The sequence below is a fragment of the Citrobacter sp. Cpo061 genome, from assembly GCF_030332845.1.
Taxonomy (GTDB): domain Bacteria; phylum Pseudomonadota; class Gammaproteobacteria; order Enterobacterales; family Enterobacteriaceae; genus Citrobacter; species Citrobacter portucalensis.
The window spans coordinates 1-15,748 of sequence record NZ_JAOWHB010000054.1; the positions used below are offsets into that span (position 1 = coordinate 1).

The 15,748-nt window shown below is 47.6% G+C and carries 21 protein-coding genes, 2 tRNA genes and 2 pseudogenes; 11 read left to right on the forward strand and 14 right to left on the reverse strand.

All coding sequences use genetic code 11. The features are described 5' to 3' along the window. Window positions 1–240 (forward strand): DUF5320 domain-containing protein (locus tag OGX97_RS20175; RefSeq protein WP_286592446.1); only part of this gene is annotated, 240 nt, incomplete at its 5' end. A gap of 318 nt (window positions 241–558) precedes the next feature. Here the strand turns inward: OGX97_RS20175 and OGX97_RS20180 are convergent. The 6 genes from OGX97_RS20180 to OGX97_RS20205 all read right to left on the reverse strand — a co-directional run bounded on the left by OGX97_RS20180 (window position 559) and on the right by OGX97_RS20205 (window position 3,425). Further along, complete coding sequence (locus OGX97_RS20180) at window positions 559–1,158, reverse strand: hypothetical protein (RefSeq protein ID WP_048235605.1); 600 nt, start codon at window positions 1,156–1,158, stop codon at window positions 559–561. A gap of 13 nt (window positions 1,159–1,171) precedes the next feature. Next, window positions 1,172–2,212 carry a DUF968 domain-containing protein gene (locus OGX97_RS20185; protein WP_048235606.1) on the reverse strand — a complete coding sequence of 347 codons (1,041 nt, stop codon included), beginning with the start codon at window positions 2,210–2,212 and terminating at the stop codon, window positions 1,172–1,174. After that, window positions 2,209–2,568 (reverse strand): RusA family crossover junction endodeoxyribonuclease, encoded by a 360-nt coding sequence (locus OGX97_RS20190; RefSeq protein ID WP_048235607.1) that lies wholly within the window; start codon window positions 2,566–2,568, stop codon window positions 2,209–2,211. The genes OGX97_RS20185 and OGX97_RS20190 overlap by 4 nt, the downstream gene beginning before the upstream one ends. A 2-nt stretch (window positions 2,569–2,570) precedes the next feature. Beyond that, complete coding sequence (locus OGX97_RS20195; RefSeq protein ID WP_279850769.1) at window positions 2,571–2,771, reverse strand: hypothetical protein; 201 nt, start codon at window positions 2,769–2,771, stop codon at window positions 2,571–2,573. Window positions 2,772–2,900: 129 nt separating this feature from the next. After that, window positions 2,901–3,146 carry a hypothetical protein gene (locus OGX97_RS20200; protein ID WP_048221170.1) on the reverse strand — a complete coding sequence of 82 codons (246 nt, stop codon included), beginning with the start codon at window positions 3,144–3,146 and terminating at the stop codon, window positions 2,901–2,903. Between the two features lie 45 nt (window positions 3,147–3,191). Then, window positions 3,192–3,425, reverse strand: coding sequence for a DinI family protein (locus OGX97_RS20205; RefSeq protein ID WP_016236996.1), 234 nt, complete (start codon window positions 3,423–3,425; stop codon window positions 3,192–3,194). Window positions 3,426–3,979: 554 nt separating this feature from the next. Here OGX97_RS20205 and OGX97_RS20210 point away from each other — a divergent pair. Further along, complete coding sequence (locus OGX97_RS20210; RefSeq protein ID WP_196491838.1) at window positions 3,980–4,480, forward strand: hypothetical protein; 501 nt, start codon at window positions 3,980–3,982, stop codon at window positions 4,478–4,480. 223 nt (window positions 4,481–4,703) lie between these two features. Here the strand turns inward: OGX97_RS20210 and OGX97_RS20215 are convergent, their stop codons facing one another. Then, entirely contained in the window at window positions 4,704–4,901 is a 198-nt protein-coding gene (locus OGX97_RS20215; RefSeq protein WP_053271635.1) for a hypothetical protein, read from the reverse strand. Between the two features lie 279 nt (window positions 4,902–5,180). Here OGX97_RS20215 and OGX97_RS20220 point away from each other — a divergent pair, with 279 nt between their 5' ends. Further along, window positions 5,181–5,561: a hypothetical protein gene (locus tag OGX97_RS20220; protein WP_053271636.1), complete on the forward strand. Its 381-nt coding sequence runs from the start codon at window positions 5,181–5,183 to the stop codon at window positions 5,559–5,561. Between the two features lie 243 nt (window positions 5,562–5,804). On the opposite strand, the pseudogene OGX97_RS20225 reads toward OGX97_RS20220, so the two are convergent. The 3 genes and pseudogenes from OGX97_RS20225 to OGX97_RS20235 form a co-directional block, all read right to left on the reverse strand. Beyond that, window positions 5,805–5,924 (reverse strand): annotated as a pseudogene (locus OGX97_RS20225) (3'-5' exoribonuclease domain-containing protein); the annotation flags it as partial. 135 nt (window positions 5,925–6,059) lie between these two features. Further along, window positions 6,060–6,533 (reverse strand): annotated as a pseudogene (locus tag OGX97_RS20230) (dATP/dGTP pyrophosphohydrolase domain-containing protein); the annotation flags it as partial. Window positions 6,534–6,741: 208 nt separating this feature from the next. After that, window positions 6,742–6,936, reverse strand: a complete 195-nt coding sequence (locus OGX97_RS20235; RefSeq protein ID WP_072144090.1) for a hypothetical protein — start codon at window positions 6,934–6,936, stop codon at window positions 6,742–6,744. Window positions 6,937–7,185: 249 nt separating this feature from the next. Between OGX97_RS20235 and OGX97_RS20245 the strand changes: the two genes are divergently transcribed. From OGX97_RS20245 to OGX97_RS20255, 3 genes are all read left to right on the forward strand, one after another. Beyond that, window positions 7,186–7,734: a 3'-5' exonuclease gene (locus OGX97_RS20245; protein WP_341769224.1), complete on the forward strand. Its 549-nt coding sequence runs from the start codon at window positions 7,186–7,188 to the stop codon at window positions 7,732–7,734. 70 nt (window positions 7,735–7,804) lie between these two features. Next, window positions 7,805–8,047, forward strand: a complete 243-nt coding sequence (locus OGX97_RS20250) for a DUF4224 domain-containing protein (protein ID WP_071667664.1) — start codon at window positions 7,805–7,807, stop codon at window positions 8,045–8,047. Further along, window positions 8,022–9,056 (forward strand): tyrosine-type recombinase/integrase, encoded by a 1,035-nt coding sequence (locus OGX97_RS20255; protein ID WP_279850767.1) that lies wholly within the window; start codon window positions 8,022–8,024, stop codon window positions 9,054–9,056. Before OGX97_RS20250 ends, OGX97_RS20255 begins: the two co-directional genes overlap by 26 nt. A 323-nt stretch (window positions 9,057–9,379) precedes the next feature. Here OGX97_RS20255 and OGX97_RS20260 read toward each other — a convergent pair whose 3' ends face one another. The 4 genes from OGX97_RS20260 to OGX97_RS20275 form a co-directional block, all read right to left on the reverse strand. Beyond that, on the reverse strand, window positions 9,380–9,820 hold the full coding sequence (locus tag OGX97_RS20260; protein WP_032943880.1) for a hypothetical protein: 441 nt from the start codon (window positions 9,818–9,820) through the stop codon (window positions 9,380–9,382). Further along, window positions 9,820–10,278: a type II toxin-antitoxin system HicB family antitoxin gene (locus tag OGX97_RS20265; protein WP_032943881.1), complete on the reverse strand. Its 459-nt coding sequence runs from the start codon at window positions 10,276–10,278 to the stop codon at window positions 9,820–9,822. The genes OGX97_RS20260 and OGX97_RS20265 overlap by 1 nt, the downstream gene beginning before the upstream one ends. Next, entirely contained in the window at window positions 10,271–10,519 is a 249-nt protein-coding gene (locus OGX97_RS20270; protein WP_032943882.1) for a type II toxin-antitoxin system HicA family toxin, read from the reverse strand. Before OGX97_RS20270 ends, OGX97_RS20265 begins: the two co-directional genes overlap by 8 nt. 400 nt (window positions 10,520–10,919) lie before the next feature. Further along, window positions 10,920–11,009 (reverse strand) — tRNA-Ser (locus tag OGX97_RS20275). Between the two features lie 93 nt (window positions 11,010–11,102). Here OGX97_RS20275 and mtfA point away from each other — a divergent pair. From mtfA to OGX97_RS20300, 5 genes are all read left to right on the forward strand, one after another. Continuing rightward, window positions 11,103–11,867, forward strand: a complete 765-nt coding sequence (gene mtfA / locus OGX97_RS20280; protein ID WP_032943883.1) for a DgsA anti-repressor MtfA — start codon at window positions 11,103–11,105, stop codon at window positions 11,865–11,867. A 132-nt stretch (window positions 11,868–11,999) separates the two neighbouring features. Then, window positions 12,000–12,075: transfer RNA gene (locus tag OGX97_RS20285), tRNA-Asn, on the forward strand. 261 nt (window positions 12,076–12,336) lie between these two features. Continuing rightward, on the forward strand, window positions 12,337–13,374 hold the full coding sequence (locus tag OGX97_RS20290) for an extracellular solute-binding protein (protein WP_003834073.1): 1,038 nt from the start codon (window positions 12,337–12,339) through the stop codon (window positions 13,372–13,374). Further along, window positions 13,358–15,046, forward strand: a complete 1,689-nt coding sequence (locus OGX97_RS20295) for an ABC transporter permease (protein ID WP_204558155.1) — start codon at window positions 13,358–13,360, stop codon at window positions 15,044–15,046. Before OGX97_RS20290 ends, OGX97_RS20295 begins: the two co-directional genes overlap by 17 nt. Before the next feature lie 10 nt (window positions 15,047–15,056). Next, window positions 15,057–15,740 carry an ABC transporter ATP-binding protein gene (locus OGX97_RS20300; protein WP_032669186.1) on the forward strand — a complete coding sequence of 228 codons (684 nt, stop codon included), beginning with the start codon at window positions 15,057–15,059 and terminating at the stop codon, window positions 15,738–15,740. Window positions 15,741–15,748 lie beyond the last annotated feature (8 nt).

Sequence of the window (15,748 nt, forward strand, 5' to 3'; positions counted from 1 at the left end):
CTCAGCGCCATGGGTTCAAAAATAAATGAAGTAACCTCCGAAGATGAGGCAAAACTGCTTAAACAGCAGATGGAGATGATTCAAAGGCAAATCGAGTCTATGTACGCAAAAATTGCTCAATTACAAAAACAAGAAGCAGAAAAAAACCAAATGGCATCGGGTGCATTACCTACGGTAAGTGACAAATCAAGTTCGAACGTTGCAGGGAATAATACTAAAAATATTGATGTCTACGTTTAGCAGTGACCCCCTATCATTTTTCCTCTGAGTTAGAAACGAAAAAGGATTGTGAGAACTTGTTTTCGAGTTAACGATTTCAGATCGGCGATATGACAGGGGTACTGGTGCTATGCACCTCGCGAATACCCCTGTCGTATCGCCGGAAACCAAAAACCCCGCTGTGGCGGGGTTCTCGTTATGTTCAAATTGTTCGCTTTTTGTCGCTGCCATAGTGGCAGCAGCTCTGCCAAGCATGAATAAATTATCTGATTTTCTGGCCCGTTTTCAACACCATTATCAAAAAATAGCATCAATAGCTAAAAAATGATTTCAGTGAGTCTATTCAGATAACAGTTTGCGTGCTTCCAAAAAGACCTTTGCTCTGAATATTTCCAGGCACCAGCGCACGCGCTTTCTTGCCTCCCCATCAGTTAACCATGGCGCAATCGCCTGCAACTCCCGGGTTATGTCTGAGATTTTTTTTCGGGTGGTGTAATACTGAAGACCGACCACATAAACCGGATCATTAATATCCAGCGCCTGCAGTACGCATTGCTCAACAAAATCGACATCATCATTATGCAGGGCTTCATCAATCACACTAGCGGATGACTGCGGCCAGAGAATGCTATGTGCCCTGTTCATTGCCTGCTGTCCACGGAATCCCTCTTCTCTCGCCTGATTTAACGCAACAGTGAATCGCTCTAACGCCTTATCTGACCAAATCCGTCCTTTAATAACATTCCAGCATGCATGACTTCGCAGCAAACGGGGTGCAGTTTTTCCTCCCACACCCTCGCCCCATATAGTGAGCAGGGATTTAATCCATCCGGACTGGATCCCTGTAAGGAGAATACATTTACCCAGCCAGCTTTTGCGTGGAGCAGAAGCCGCTTTACCCAGCGCTTCCAGATGATTGCGGCGTTGACGTGGTGTCATCCTGTTCTTCTCCTTACGCCAGAACGCCGAGCCCATAAGCCCGGTCCAGCACTCTGATAATCATTACCGGCTGAGGCACATGCTTTCGCTCAAACTTCACCGGGTCGTTATGTAGTTCTGTATGGCACTGACGACACAAGGGGATCGCGAAAATATCATGCGCCTTCGTTGCCATCCCTCCCTGCCCCCAGCCGATTAAATGGTGTGGGTCATCTGATGGTTTGCCGCAGCATTCGCAGGGCTGTGTTTTAATCCATTCCAGATACCCGGGGGCCGTCCATCGGATCCGCTTTGGACGTTTTATATAGGTTTGCGGGGACTCTGGATCGACCAGAACACCAACTACAGGCTTGAGCGCAGGAACCTGCGCTGATGGCATGTATACGGTTAACGTGCTGGCTTTGGCTGTAATGATGCTGGTGGCGGTTACCCCCGGTTCGATATCGCATTCACGCATGACTGACAGATGCTCTTCTGAAGGAATACGAAGCGCCCGGCTGGCTACTGATTCGGGAATTGCGTCGGTAACCCCCATACGTACCCCCCACCAGCAAAGCTCCGCCAGCGACAGTTCTCTGGACGGATCCTGATTCAGCGCCACCATGATGCTGTTGATAATCCAGTTAATAACATTACGTCTCGCCAGCTCTGCAAGTTGTACGCTGTAGTGGTCGCGCAAATGGTTATCACAATGTCCGCACAGAAGAACCGATCCGGGGTCATGGCGCAGAAGAGTTAACTCGTGATAATGGTAATCGCTGTGTGGCCACTGACAGCAATGACCGCCATAACGCATAAGCCAGTAATCAAGGCCACTCAAACCGCCAGCAGCCTTAATAACTTTTTCATCCAGGAAGAACGGCCTCAGGGAGTCGTCACTGGCAAGCGGCTGACGAACATCAGGAACACGGCCAGCAGGCAACCGGTCCATGCCTGCCGGCTGGCTTTCCACAAGCACACGTTCACAACTGAATAATGACATCAGCTCGCTGCCCGGTTTGAGCAGCACAATTCCAAGCTCACGCGCAACAACCGGCTTCAGCAGCGCCCTCATTCTGCTATCTCCCCGATAATTATTTGTCCCTTCTCTCCCCATAATTTAGTTACGCGTGAATCCCAGATATGAGCGTCATCTTCGTAAATGGCATCCATCAGGGCTTTCATCATGTTGTCGAAATCGGGTTTAGCCTGGTGTGGTTTACCGTTGAACTCTGCTCGTTTCTTTTTGCCCCAGCTCGCTGGCATCGGAATAATGAAGGTGACATGTGAACCGCTTTCCGGCAGCTCAACACCCTGCAGACGAACTTCATCACAGAAAGCCCGGTAACGCAGAACCTCGGGGCGCTTTTTCCATTTGTCAGCGCGCGTCATTCTGGGCTTGCCCATTGGGGTGATATCGTAGATTTTCACATTCACCTCCAGATCCGTTGTTGCCAGGTTCTGTCCTGACGCGGAGGCTTAGATACTTCTGGCAAGAACGCGCTGATCGTCCAATGAACGAAGTCATTATCCAGACTACGCTCGGTCTTAATCTGCTTTGCGTGATAGCGGGCTTCCAGTTCGTCAGCCTGCTCAGTGGTGAGTTGGGTATGTTGAAACCAGCCTTTCTTCATAACGCACCTCTGGATGCGGCAAAAAGAAAATCGCTGGCGTTGGTTAACGTCAGTATGTGGGATTGCTTGAATTGTTCTTGCGCCATGGGGCTTTTCTCCTGTGGCGCAGCAGGTATAGGTTGTTCAGGCCTATGACGGGAGTGTAACAGAATTCTGGGTAACGCGATAACCAGCCCTTTCCAGCATCTGAGTAAATAACGTAGGTGTACCAATAATTTCATTATCCTGAAGAGGCATGAAAGACACCATGCTACCGCGACGGTACATCAGTGCGCGCTCACACTCAGGAAATGATTGCAGTCTGGCAACGATGACTCCATCGTGACATCTGATGACTGCGTAGCCTTTTTTGGGCAATTCTACTTTTTCTTTCACTTAAACTCCCCCATGCAAACGGGATCAAAGTAACACCCAAAATAATTAATAAAACCAGTCGTCAGCGCTTTCCCAGGTATCCTGGAGGATTGATTCAATTTTCTTTTTGTCGTCCTTGTCACCGCCAAAAACACTTAACCCATCTGAACCGGCACGGCGGATTGTGAGCCTGCAATTGTCATAGTGATCATTCAGACGCTTAAGCAATTCTTTCTCCAGTGCTGGTACCGCGCCTTTAGGAAGTTCTTTCATGCGATCAATGGTTAATTCAACTTTCATAATGGCCCCCATTGCATATACTGTGTTTTTATACAGTATACCTATGCGCGGAAATGATCAACGATTTAAGAGCACAAATTGTTAATTTCCTGTCAGTAGTAAAAAAAGAAAACCCGACGTAGTGGGTTGAATTAGCAGTGTTATATTAAGCGGCAATTTCTTTCTGCCGGCACAATCCCGAGGGATTCGCCCTCTGTATCGCATCATCAATGAGCACCTGTATGACCATGAGGCAAAGCGTTATCCAACTTGCATTCATCTTTTTCAATCAGCAAAGGAGTGGTTAGTGCTGTGAGTGGGCTTTGTTCACTTCATGGTAGATAAATCAGCTATGGATAAGTGATAAGAGGTGAAATCAATCCGAATTAACAACCTGAAGCACATGAATCGGAACACAGATATTAAAATCCTAAAGTCTAGTAACAAATAGCCGATATGAGATATTGCTTATCAGTTTAAAAATCATCTATTGAAAAAATGGGGGGGAGGCGTTGAAGCGAGTAGAGCGCGATTTTATCTGTCTGTTTAATTGTGTGTGGTATCAAGATTTCCCTGTGTTCAAAGGTGAATATATCAACCGTTCCAACTGGACCATTCATGTTGGCCTGGTCATGCGCGAGTGTGCAAAGTTAATGGGCGCAAGAACATTTTTTGAACAAGGCGGGCGTACCGATGCGGTCCTACAATATCCAGACAATCAAATTTTAACCTATGTTGAGTGGGAGTATAATCAGGCAGACAGAGATAGCGTTAACGAGTTAGACAAACTGCTTGAAAAAAACGACAAGTGCTATTTCTCCACATTCATCTCATATTGTCAGCATGAAAACATCAATATTGTTATTGAAAAAGCAAGTAGAATATGGAGTGAAGCAAGCAGGCCTTTGATTTTTTTTCTTATCACCTATGAGCCTCAAACGAAAAAACGCCGCCATTTTTTAGAACTCAGAACTTATTTTTTCTCAAACGGCAAAAGAAAACTAGTTCGCAAACAACCTGCGCTTCCATGGGATATTGAGCAACGAAAATACAATGTCGAAGAAGATGCAGGATAGAAGAGACATAAGGTTTTCACGACAGTCTCGTTTCGAGCCCTAACTAAAATATTCTGTTCGGAGCAACCAAATAGCTCTGGCTTTGCTGTGACCATGTTCGCGGTACCAACGCCTCTCCAGGTCCGCTTCTCGCTCATGGTGGACCAAAATCAAATCTAAAATGACGTGGCTAAGCGGGAGTACATAGTGAATGACATGATGCTCCGGGCAGCACCATACTAATTCAGTTCCCGTCAGAGGTAGGCGTTGCTTCATGATGGGATGAGCGCTCCCTCCAGACAATCCATGCTACAGCCGCCTCCCATGATATATATCCATTACCGCCATTTTTCGCTCTGCGGAGATTAACTGCATCACCAAACCTTTCAATGATGAATTTTTCAAATTCTATGCGTTTTTCTTCGTCGATTGTTGAATCCATACCTTCCCCAGAAGAGTCCTACGAATCGCTCTTATTGCATAAAAAATAGCATATACAATAGAGAGTGAAAAACCGACGTAGCGGGTTAACTTTATGTTACTCATGAGTCTTGTCTCGCTGCGACTTAAAAGCGGAACATTCTCGCGCAAGTTGCGTTGCTAAGGCTACGGGGTTGAATGGCTCTCCATGCCCATTTAAGAAGGCATGCGGTGTGTAGTTGAACGTTATTTAAAACACAGATAGAATCAAGAAAAATCCTAAATAAATGGAATATTGTTTATGGCTAAGAAAATCGCATTACTGGGCTTTTCTGCTCTTTTTGTTGCAAGTGTTGCTTTTGCTGAAACGACAAGTAACTGGGTTGAGGTTACTACAGCTGATGATGGCATTTTTTCAGCAAAAAAAGGCACATTTAGAAATGTAAAAGGTGATTCATCTGCCTTGTTCATGTATCAAACAAAAAATAAAAAAGTAGAGTACTACAAAGTTAGTATTAAAGATGCCGACTGTGATAGTGGATATGGGGAGATAAGATTCTTCTATATGGATGGGAAATTAGCTTTCAAAGGTGATTATGTTGCTGATGGGAACAGTGTTGGCGCAGGTATTGGTGATTTTATGTGTGGGGTCAGAATTGGACTTAACACACAAAAAAGTTAAATGAGGGGCATTTGTTAAAAAACAATAGCCCCACTTTAGATCAATATTGGCTCCGGCATTTCTGGATAAAAGCTTCTATGCTACGGCGCTCATAGCGAACAACCTTAGCGCTGAACTTTACACGGGGCCAATGTAGACCGGTGTCGGTGTTCTGTATTCCATTTACATAATGTTTTTTGCGTAATTCCCAGCTTCTGGCATACCTCGCCCGGAGTGAGGAGATCATCAGGTTGCTCAGTCATGTTATGCCTCGCTGTTATCTGGGGTGATGATTAGCAGCTTCCAGATGGCTGAGACATACATAGCCTGATGTTTCGCATCGACTAGGGCATTATGCATGTCACCTTCAAACGGCATGTCCCGAGTTCTCCCTTTTCGCCGCTTTCGCGTCGCATATTCTCCAAACGGTATTTATCAATCATTACTGTTATCCTCGCAGTAGTAGTGCCGTCCCTCTGGGTCAGTAGATACATGTCCGCAGATATCGCATTCAATTCCAGGAAGCACCGATTCTGACTGCGCTTTGATATACAGTCGCGGTTCACCGTCTTTCGGCTCTGACCACTGGCGGTTTTTGTTAACCGCCAGCTTTTCTACCATCGCCAGGGTAATCTGCTTATCACTGATACCAGCACGACGTTGCGCATCCCATAACAGGAATTGCATGTCAGCCCATTCGCTCATCTCGTCTGGTTCCGCAGCAGCCTCGATAGCTTCTTTGGAAAGGTGCTTCAGCGGACCAACTGGACCGACATCGCCGAATGTTTCATCTGACCATGCTGCATGTTCACAGCGTACCTGCTCACGGGCTATCGACTCCAGAACCCCATCAATCACCTTCACTGCATCAGCCATTGCTTAGCCGAGATTACCGCCGTCGCTTTGTGCTGCTGCTTTGCTGAGTATTTCGCGTATCTGGTGCAAGCGATCGAGTGATACAGGACCGTGCGCCGGGTGGTTGTTAGTTGTCATGGGTTAGTCCTCTACCTTGTTTCCGCAATGCGGGCAGTAATTGAACTTATGGGCGAATCCAGGATGCGGAACGGCAAAGCGTTTGGTTTTCTCGTTCCAGTCAGCAATTACGATTTCAAAATTTACGACCGCATTAGCCCAGTCACTGGAAAGAACTGGCTGCGACCCAATCAGGCCGACAATACAGCGATTACATTTTTCCACTGACTCACACCCCCTTCACGCCAATGCCAGCAGTAAATCGCGACGGTGACCAATCGCAATATGTGTTCGACTCCGTGTGTCCAAAAATTGCTTTACAACGATGGATATGGTGGCAATTACCACATGTTATGCCAGCCGGTAATCGCATCTTGTCGGGATCGGCTGGGTCATAATTCAACGCCAGTTTTTCGGTTGTCATGCTGGCATCCTCCCCACGATATCTATAACCCGACGCATAACCGCACTTCCCCGAAAATCTGCTGGTAACTCAATCAGAGGCTTACTCGAACCGTATGAGAATCGTTGGAGATCGAAATCAATTACAGCCTTTGGGTCCCTGAACAAACCTAGACGACCGTAACGAATGAGTTCGCCGCGTTCGGCTGCTACGCGGAAACCCGTTCACCATATTGAAACGGATCCCCTGAACGCTTTCTATACTCACCTGATGGTTGATATGGAAACTATGGGCAACAGTCCTGATGCCCCAATAGTCTCTATTGGCGCTGTATTTTTTGATCCTTCAACTGGTAACACTGGTGCCGAGTTTTACCAGGTTGTCAGTCTGGAGTCATCGATGTCGTTTGGCATGAAACCGGATGCCTCTACAATTCAGTGGTGGCTGAAACAATCATCTGAAGCACGCTCAGCCATTCTTGTTGATGAAGCCATGGGGCTGCTTGAGACTCTCGAACTTCTGGCTGACTTTATTGCTGAAAATGCTGCTAACGGTAGTCACACCGTTCAGGTGTGGGGTAATGGATGCTCGTTTGATAACGTCATTCTTCGCCGCGCATACACGTTAACAGATACCCCCTTCGCTGTTCCGTTCTGGAATGACAGGGACGTAAGGACCATGGTCGAACTGGGTAAATCTGTCGGTATCAATCCACGCTTCGACATCCCGTTTGAAGGTGACATGCACAATGCGCTTTCTGACGCCCGACATCAGGTCAAATACGTCTCTGCAATCTGGCAACGCTTGACCACAAACTGATTTTCTAATTTCACAATTTATGGATCCTGCCTGGTATGTTTTTACAGGCAGGCCATCAGAGAGATGAGCTATGCACGAACTTACACTGTCTCCTCAGGAAATTGCAGAAATTACTGGCTATCAGCGCTACACCCACCAGCAGCGACAGCTGCGGTGTCACGGCATACCGTTCACCACTGATGGGCGGAACCGCCCAATTGTATTGCGCAGAAGTATTGATCCCGGAGTTTCTGAATTACCTAAGGTCGATGAATATGTTGCACTTGAGCCAAATTACGACGCAATCAATGGGCAGACCAAGAAAAGATCCTAAAGACAAGCACCTCCCACCACGCGTAACTAAAAACCGTTATAGCTATGTGTGGAAGCCAAAAGGAACAAAACAAAGCGTAACTCTTGCACCTATTATCGGGACAAGTATGTCCCGGTTATGGGCGCGCTATGAGGAAGAAAAAGCCAAGCGTTCAGACGTAATGACATTTTCTAAATTATGGAAGTTATTCACCAGCAGCCCAGCTTTTGCTGAACTGGCTCCGCGAACACAGACTGATTACAGGTCATATGAAAAAAACCTGGTCCCAGTGTTCGGGAATATGCGAGCAGATGACATAAAAATTGAGATGGTCAGAATCTATATGGATAAACGTGGCCAACGCAGTATTAACCAGGCAAACCAGGAACTCGGCGGGATGTCGCGTGTTTTCTCATGGGGATATGAACGAGGGTACGTGAAAGGAAATCCATGCAAAGGAGTGCGCAAGTTCTCTTTAAAAGCCCGTGACGTGTACGTGACAGACGAAGAATATCAGGCAATTTATGAAGAGGCGGCACCAGCTCTCCGGGTTGGCATGGAGATATCTTACTTATGTGCGGCTCGCGTTTCGGATGTTCTTTCTCTCAAATGGTCGCAAGTAAGCGAGGAAGGCATTTTTATCCAGCAGGGAAAGACCGGCACTAAACAAATAAAAGTCTGGACTGAACGGCTTCATAACGCCATCGAACTTGCAAAAACCCTGGGTGGGCGGGAAACGGTTATATGTAGCAGCAAAAAAACTAAATATTCGAAAAGTGGATTTAACGATCTGTGGGAAACCGCAAGGGAAGCAGCAGGAAAAAAACTAGATAGAAAACTGCCGTGTACATTTCATGATCTCAAAGCCAAGGGAATATCTGATTACGAAGGCTCGAGTAAGGACAAACAACTATTCTCAGGTCACAAAACTGAAAGCCAAGTTGTGGTTTATGACAGAAAAGTGAAAGTCACACCAACTCTTGATTTACCTGCAATAAAAAACCCGCCTGAGCGGGTTAAATTGGACTAAAGATCACGCAGCTTTCTTTTCAGAACAGTTGCATAGAGGAATAGGAAAAGGTTTTCCTTTTTTTGCGTGCCTAACAACTCCATCTACACATACGGTGTAGCGGAAGATGACTTCGCAAGTATTCCCGCATTTAGTACAGGTCGTAGTAGCCATTAGCTATCTTTCCCTGCAGACCTGTAAACCCATACAGGTTGCGTATTGTCAGGAGAGCAGCTAAACTCCGTTTGTCAACATAAGTGTAGCGGCTGGGTTACCTCCATACACACCGGAAAGTTTCTCAGACTTTCCGCCCCCTAAGCCCTGTTCTCAGCAGGGCTTAATCTTTATTCTTCTACAGCAACCAATGGAACTGACCATGGAAGCTTGATGGTTCGCATTGGAGTACGTTCTAATATTGACTCAAATGCCAGCTTCAGTGTGATGGACGTGAAATTTTCGAAGAACCATAAGTTTGACTCATAAAATTCTTCCTCAATTGGCTTATCTCCGTCAATATCATAGAAAACGTCAATTTTCAGATTAACTTCGAAAGCCAAACCTTCTTCGTCAGGTTCGTCCGGATCGATTAATGCATCGTCGTCATATCCCTTGATCGAGGCTTCTATTGCCAGTTGTGCCCAGCATTTTTTTTGTTCCTCGTCATATCCAGAAGCAAACTCACTGTCGCTGACAAGCAGTTTAAAGCGCCCACCTTCACTATCCTTGTGCTCAATAAATTGAGACGCAGAGATTGTAAAACCCTGGTATTTGATTTTTTCCAACATCAGTGGCGAGTCCCTTTTTCAATATCTCCTCTCCACTTGGTTTCACGCTCTGACCTTGAGACGTATTCATGAGTGAAAACTTCTGTTCTTTCGCGTTTTTCGAAGTGGAAATGGAATTCTTTTTTACCAGCGACTTTCTCTTCGATCGCCGTTTTTACATAATCATTAAGGCTCTTACCTTCAGCACAAGCTGCTAAATAGACCTTTTTATGGAGTTCTGAGCCGATACGGACATTAAAAGTACCGCTCATTGGTTTTTCTGGCTCTTTGTTCAAGGCCTTGCATGTATCCAAATAATCATCAACAGCTTCTTCAAAAGCAAGTTGTAGGCCATCTAGATTCTCAGCTTCGTAAGTAACAAGGTCATTGACGCATTGAATTTTTCCATGAAGAACTCTATCTTCTAAAGAAAACTCAACACTTCCAAAATAACCTTTATATTTCAGCATATTACTCATAATTATCTAGCTCATCTAAAAGAGTTTTTACTTCCTTGAGTATGTACCCTTTCACTATATTGCCGGGGTGTGGGCAATGAAATGACACTAACCTACCGTGATCATTAGCAAACTTTCTCTTTGAACCAGAACCGTTTAAAACTTTAAAACCATACTGACCAAGAAGTGTAACAAGCTCTTCCCAGGTAAAATCCTTTGGCAGCGCTCCAAGCCGCTCCCTTAGTTTCTTGCTTTTACTCATCAAGTATATCCATCAAGAGCATGTTTGCAACTAAAATTCAGTTGCAAGTGATTGTATAGGAAAATCCCCTTATGAGTCATCACATTTTATGTATTGAATAAATGCGATCACCAAATGCAACAAACACAACGCAGGTTTTAGAATCAAGATGGTTAAGTTGTCCCTTCACACCACAGCATAAGCATCAGAACGGATACAGGCTTAAGCTAGTTGCGTTTAGATCATTGGGATATTCTAAACGAAGAACATTGTATCAAGAAATTTACTCTTGCGGGAAATGTGGGTATGAAAGATGTGTATTGAATTCAAAAAGCTAAAGGAATATACCAAGAAAGTATACCAACACTATACCAAGTGTGACATGAGTCGTTGAAAGGAATTGAGCTAAGTGTTTGAATAGTGGCGGAGAGAGGGGGATTTGAACCCCCGGTAGAGTTGCCCCTACTCCGGTTTTCGAGACCGGTCCATTCAGCCGCTCTGGCATCTCTCCGTTTTGGCGGTTGCCATGATGCCAGGTAATTTGGCATTTTAACAGACCCCGTTCCGTCAATTTCGTTCAAGTGACGAGTTTGCGAGCAAAACGATGATTAAGTGGCCCTGGAAAGAGCAAGAAACAACCCGGAGTGACGACTGGCCGTGGGACGACGCCCTGGCTATTCCTCTTCTGGTGAATCTCACCGAGCAAGAACAAGCCAGGCTTATCGCCCTGGCCGAGCGCTTTTTACAGCAAAAAAGATTGGTAGCGCTTCAGGGGTTTGAACTGGATCCACTAAAAAGTGCGCGCATTGCGCTGCTTTTCTGTTTGCCTGTTCTGGAATTGGGGATCGAGTGGCTCGACGGGTTTCATGAAGTTCTCATCTACCCTGCCCCGTTTGTCGTGGACGATGAATGGGAAGACGATATTGGGCTGGTACATAACCAACGTGTTGTACAGTCCGGGCAAAGCTGGCAGCAAGGTCCAATAATCCTCAACTGGCTCGACATTCAGGATTCTTTTGATGCCTCCGGCTTCAATCTGATCATCCATGAAGTGGCACATAAGCTTGATATGCGTAATGGCGACCGCGCCAGCGGTATTCCGGCGATCCCTCTGCGAGATATTGCCAGTTGGGAGCACGACCTGCATGCCGCAATGAATAACATTCAGGATGAAATTGATCTGGTCGGTGAAACCGCGTGCAGTATAGATGCCTACGCAGCGACCGATCCTGCCGAATGCTTTGCCGTTCTATCGGAATATTTCTTCAGTGCCCCTGAATTATTTGCACCACGTTTTCCGGCCTTATGGCAACGTTTCATTCAGTTTTACCGCCAGAACCCCATGGAGCGGTTACGCGATACCCGCTAAGGTGGCCATTGTCGCTCACCAAATGTGCATTAACGCTGAATTTGAAGATTAATTAACCAATTGAAATGACGCGCTAATTTTACTGTTGACACCTCATGGTCAGGTCAGTAATATGCGCCTCGTTCACACGATTCCTCTGTAGTTCAGTCGGTAGAACGGCGGACTGTTAATCCGTATGTCACTGGTTCGAGTCCAGTCAGAGGAGCCATATTTAAGAAGCCTGCTTAGGAAACTAAGCAGGCTTTTTGCTTTTCAGGTCGCTATAAAATCCCCTCTCATAAGCCCCCTGCCTGCTCTGCACCGCTGTTACATGCCGCATCACAACGTTGATTAAAGTTATGTAAATGTAAATCGTTTAAACTTTGCAATTATTGTAAGTGCTACTGATTATCATTTATTGTACGCGAGCCAAAGGAACGAGCCCCCCGCTCGGTTCACTGTACGTTCCAATTACTCTGGGATATAAACGATGAATTCTCTGCCTCGCGCCGGACTGCGCCGTATCACCCTTGCCTCTGCCCTGGTCTTCTCAGTTAGCCTACCGGCTTTCGCTCAGGAAACGTTAACGCTCTATACCACCCGTGAACCGGGTCTGATCCAGCCTTTGCTTGATAGCTGGACCAAAACCAGCGGCATCAAAGTCAGTACGGTCTATATCAAGGACGGTATGCTTGAGCGCGTTAAAGCTGAAGGTAAAAATTCACCTGCCGACCTGCTGATGACCGTCGATGCCGGTAATCTCATTGATTTAGTGGAAGCGGGTGTAACTCAGCCAGTAGAGTCAGAAGCACTGAAAACCGCTATTCCGGCTAATCTACGCGGCGCAGATAATCAGTGGTTTGCGCTGTCGATGCGTGCCCGCGTGCTGTATGCCGAGAAGTCACTGCCAATCGATAACTGGCATTACGAACAGCTCGCCAGCCCTGAGTACAAAGGTAAAGTCTGTATTCGTTCCGGACAGCACCCGTATAACACGGCGCTGATCGCCGCAATGATTGCTCATCACGGTGAAGCAAAGACCGAAGAATGGCTGCGCGGTGTGAAAGCTAACCTGGCGCGTAAAGCTACCGGTGGCGACCGCGATGTAGCTCGCGATATTCTCGGTGGCATTTGCGATATTGGTCTCGCCAACTCCTATTACGTCGGCCATATGAAAAACGCCAAAGAAGGCAGTGATGCACGTCAGTGGGGCGATGCGATTAAAGTCGTTAAACCCACCTTTGAAAATGGCGGTACACACGTCAATATCAGTGGCGCAGCTGTAGCCCGCTATGCACCAAATAAAGCCGATGCCGTTAAGCTGATGGAATATCTGGTTTCCGCACCTGCCCAGCAGCAGTATGCGAAAGCGAACTTCGAATACCCGGTACTGAAAGGCGTGACGCTTGATCCGGTTATCAGTGCAACTATTGGTGAAATCGACGTCGATAAAACGCCGTTAACCGAAATCGTTAAATATCGTAAACAAGCTAGTCTGCTGGTAGATAAAGTTGGATTCGATCAATAAACCTCTGCAGTATCCGACGTTACGCGGCCTGGTTTCCGGGCCGCAGTCATTATTAACGCCGCTACATCTTGGCGCGCTGTGCGTAGCGCTTGGCGTTCTGACACCGATCATTGCGCTGATTTGGCAGGCTACCCAGGCCGATTTATCTCACTGGGATAATCTCCTGACGTATGTACTGCCTGCCGCACTAAAAAATACCGTGCTGTTATTAGCCGGTGTCGCGGTGATGGTCGGCGTGATTGGCGTAGGCAGCGCATGGGCGGTAACGGCATGGGATTTTCCTGGACGTAAAATTCTTAGCTGGGCGTTACTGTTGCCGCTGGCGATGCCGACCTACATTGTGGCCTTTGCGTGGCTCGATCTGCTGCATCCGATTGGCCCTCTGCAAACGTTTATCCGTTTTTTATTGGGTTTTGACAGCCCAAGACAGTTCCGACTGCCTGATTTACGCTCACTTTCCGGCGCAATCATCCTGCTCGGATTAGTGCTGTACCCATACGTGTATCTGACAACCCGCGCCATGTTTATTAGCCAACCGGCTCATTTACTGGAAGCCGCACGCACGCTGGGATGCAGCGCGACCGGAACCTTTTTTCGAGTTGCTTTGCCCATGGCACGTCCGGCACTGGCCGTTGGGATCAGCCTGGCACTGCTGGAAACGCTCAACGATATTGGCGCATCGGAGTTTCTCGGGGTACAGACGTTAACCGTTACCGTATACACCACCTGGATCTCGCGTTCTGATTTATCTGCCGCGGCACAAATTGCCTGCATGATGCTGATGTTTATATTCCTTATTCTGACGCTGGAATTTTATGGTCGCAGAAAACAAGGATTCAGCAGCCGCAGCCTGCGGGAAATTCAACCAACGCGCGTGCAGGGCTGGCGTGGTTGGCTGCTCGGTGGCGTTATTTCACTGCCGGTTGTGCTGGGTTTTCTGGCTCCGGTACTGTTTTTAATGTGGGAAAGCGCCAAACGTATAGGTGATGAGAACCCCCTTTCCTCTTCGTTACTGTCAGCATTGCAAAATACGCTATCGCTGGCAGCGGGAACTACGCTAGTGGTGGTTTGCGTCAGTATGCTGGTGGCCTGGAGCGCGCGTCATAGCGCCGCAGACAACGCCATGCCGGGATTTCGTCGCGGCGTGATGCGTCTGGCCTCTTTAGGCTATGCGGTTCCCGGCACAATTCTGGCGATTGGCTTTTTACCCCCCGCCATGGCTGTCGACCGCTGGCTGGCAGATTTACTGGATGTTCGCGGCCTGCCGCTGATGTCCGCCGGGATCCTGCTGGTAATTTGTTGTGCCATGCGATTCCAGGCGATTGCCATTGGCGCACTGGATTCTGGTCTGGGCCGCATTCCACCTTCGCTGGAACAGGCGTCTCGTCTGTTGGGTGAGAATGGTGCGGGGACGTTTGCACGAGTCCATTTTCCCCTGCTGCGCCCGGCGTTAGTCAGCAGTGCCCTGCTGGTTTTTGCTGATGCCATGAAAGAGCTGCCAACAACGTTGCTTTTGCGCCCGGTCAATTTTGAAACGCTGGCAACGTTGCTGTATGCGGAAGCCGCCCGTGGAACCTATGAAGAAGGTGCTATCGCCGCGCTAATGATTGTTTTAGCTGGCACGCTACCGGTTATTTTGTTGGTGCGTCACCAAATGACTCGCCGTGGTTAAGAGAGCAACAATGTCAGAAATTGCATTACGACTCCAGGATGTACACGTTGCTTATGGCAACAGCCAGCAATCGGTACTGAGCGGATTTTCAATGTCGGTACGTAAAGGTGAAATTGCCTGTCTGCTGGGCGCTTCAGGCTGCGGAAAAACCACGGTGCTACGCGCAGTTGCCGGATTTGAACGCCTGCAAAACGGAGAGATCTATGTGTCACAGCGACGTGTTGCCGGTCCCGGCGTTCATCTGCCACCGGAAAAACGTCATGTCGGCATGGTCTTCCAGGAATATGCATTATTCCCCCATCTGACCGCGCAGCAAAATGTGGCCTTTGGATTGCGTCGCATGCCGCGTGAGGAACAACAGGCCAGAGTGACTGAGTTGTTGAAAATGGTGGAGTTACACAGCCATGCCAACCGCTATCCGCATGAGCTTTCCGGCGGGCAACAACAGCGTATCGCCCTTGCGCGCGCGTTGGCGCCACATCCGGAAATCCTGTTGCTCGATGAACCCTTCTCCAGCCTGGATAAGCGCACGCGTGAGCGTCTTGGCAACGAGGTACGGGATATTTTGCGCGCCGCCGGGCAAACGGCGCTGTTGGTTACCCACAGTGAACACGAAGCCCAGCTAATGGCTGACCATATTGGCGTGGTAAAAATGGGGCAGTATCAAATTAAAAAAGCGACCCATCCGACCTGAAGGTCAAC

Excerpts from the sequence above, each read along its gene's own strand:
- OGX97_RS20180 (WP_048235605.1), bottom strand. The coding sequence starts at position 1,158 with ATGACACCACGTCAACGCCGCAATCATCTGGAAGCGCTGGGTAAAGCG.
- OGX97_RS20185 (WP_048235606.1), bottom strand. The coding sequence starts at position 2,212 with ATGAGGGCGCTGCTGAAGCCGGTTGTTGCGCGTGAGCTTGGAATTGTG.
- OGX97_RS20195 (WP_279850769.1), bottom strand. The coding sequence starts at position 2,771 with ATGAAGAAAGGCTGGTTTCAACATACCCAACTCACCACTGAGCAGGCT.
- OGX97_RS20205 (WP_016236996.1), bottom strand. The coding sequence starts at position 3,425 with ATGAAAGTTGAATTAACCATTGATCGCATGAAAGAACTTCCTAAAGGC.
- OGX97_RS20215 (WP_053271635.1), bottom strand. The coding sequence starts at position 4,901 with ATGGATTCAACAATCGACGAAGAAAAACGCATAGAATTTGAAAAATTC.
- OGX97_RS20220 (WP_053271636.1), top strand. The coding sequence starts at position 5,181 with ATGGCTAAGAAAATCGCATTACTGGGCTTTTCTGCTCTTTTTGTTGCA.
- OGX97_RS20235 (WP_072144090.1), bottom strand. The coding sequence starts at position 6,936 with ATGACAACCGAAAAACTGGCGTTGAATTATGACCCAGCCGATCCCGAC.
- OGX97_RS20245 (WP_341769224.1), top strand. The coding sequence starts at position 7,186 with ATGGTTGATATGGAAACTATGGGCAACAGTCCTGATGCCCCAATAGTC.
- OGX97_RS20250 (WP_071667664.1), top strand. The coding sequence starts at position 7,805 with ATGCACGAACTTACACTGTCTCCTCAGGAAATTGCAGAAATTACTGGC.
- OGX97_RS20255 (WP_279850767.1), top strand. The coding sequence starts at position 8,022 with ATGGGCAGACCAAGAAAAGATCCTAAAGACAAGCACCTCCCACCACGC.
- OGX97_RS20260 (WP_032943880.1), bottom strand. The coding sequence starts at position 9,820 with ATGTTGGAAAAAATCAAATACCAGGGTTTTACAATCTCTGCGTCTCAA.
- OGX97_RS20265 (WP_032943881.1), bottom strand. The coding sequence starts at position 10,278 with ATGAGTAATATGCTGAAATATAAAGGTTATTTTGGAAGTGTTGAGTTT.
- OGX97_RS20270 (WP_032943882.1), bottom strand. The coding sequence starts at position 10,519 with ATGAGTAAAAGCAAGAAACTAAGGGAGCGGCTTGGAGCGCTGCCAAAG.
- mtfA (WP_032943883.1), top strand. The coding sequence starts at position 11,103 with ATGATTAAGTGGCCCTGGAAAGAGCAAGAAACAACCCGGAGTGACGAC.
- OGX97_RS20290 (WP_003834073.1), top strand. The coding sequence starts at position 12,337 with ATGAATTCTCTGCCTCGCGCCGGACTGCGCCGTATCACCCTTGCCTCT.
- OGX97_RS20300 (WP_032669186.1), top strand. The coding sequence starts at position 15,057 with ATGTCAGAAATTGCATTACGACTCCAGGATGTACACGTTGCTTATGGC.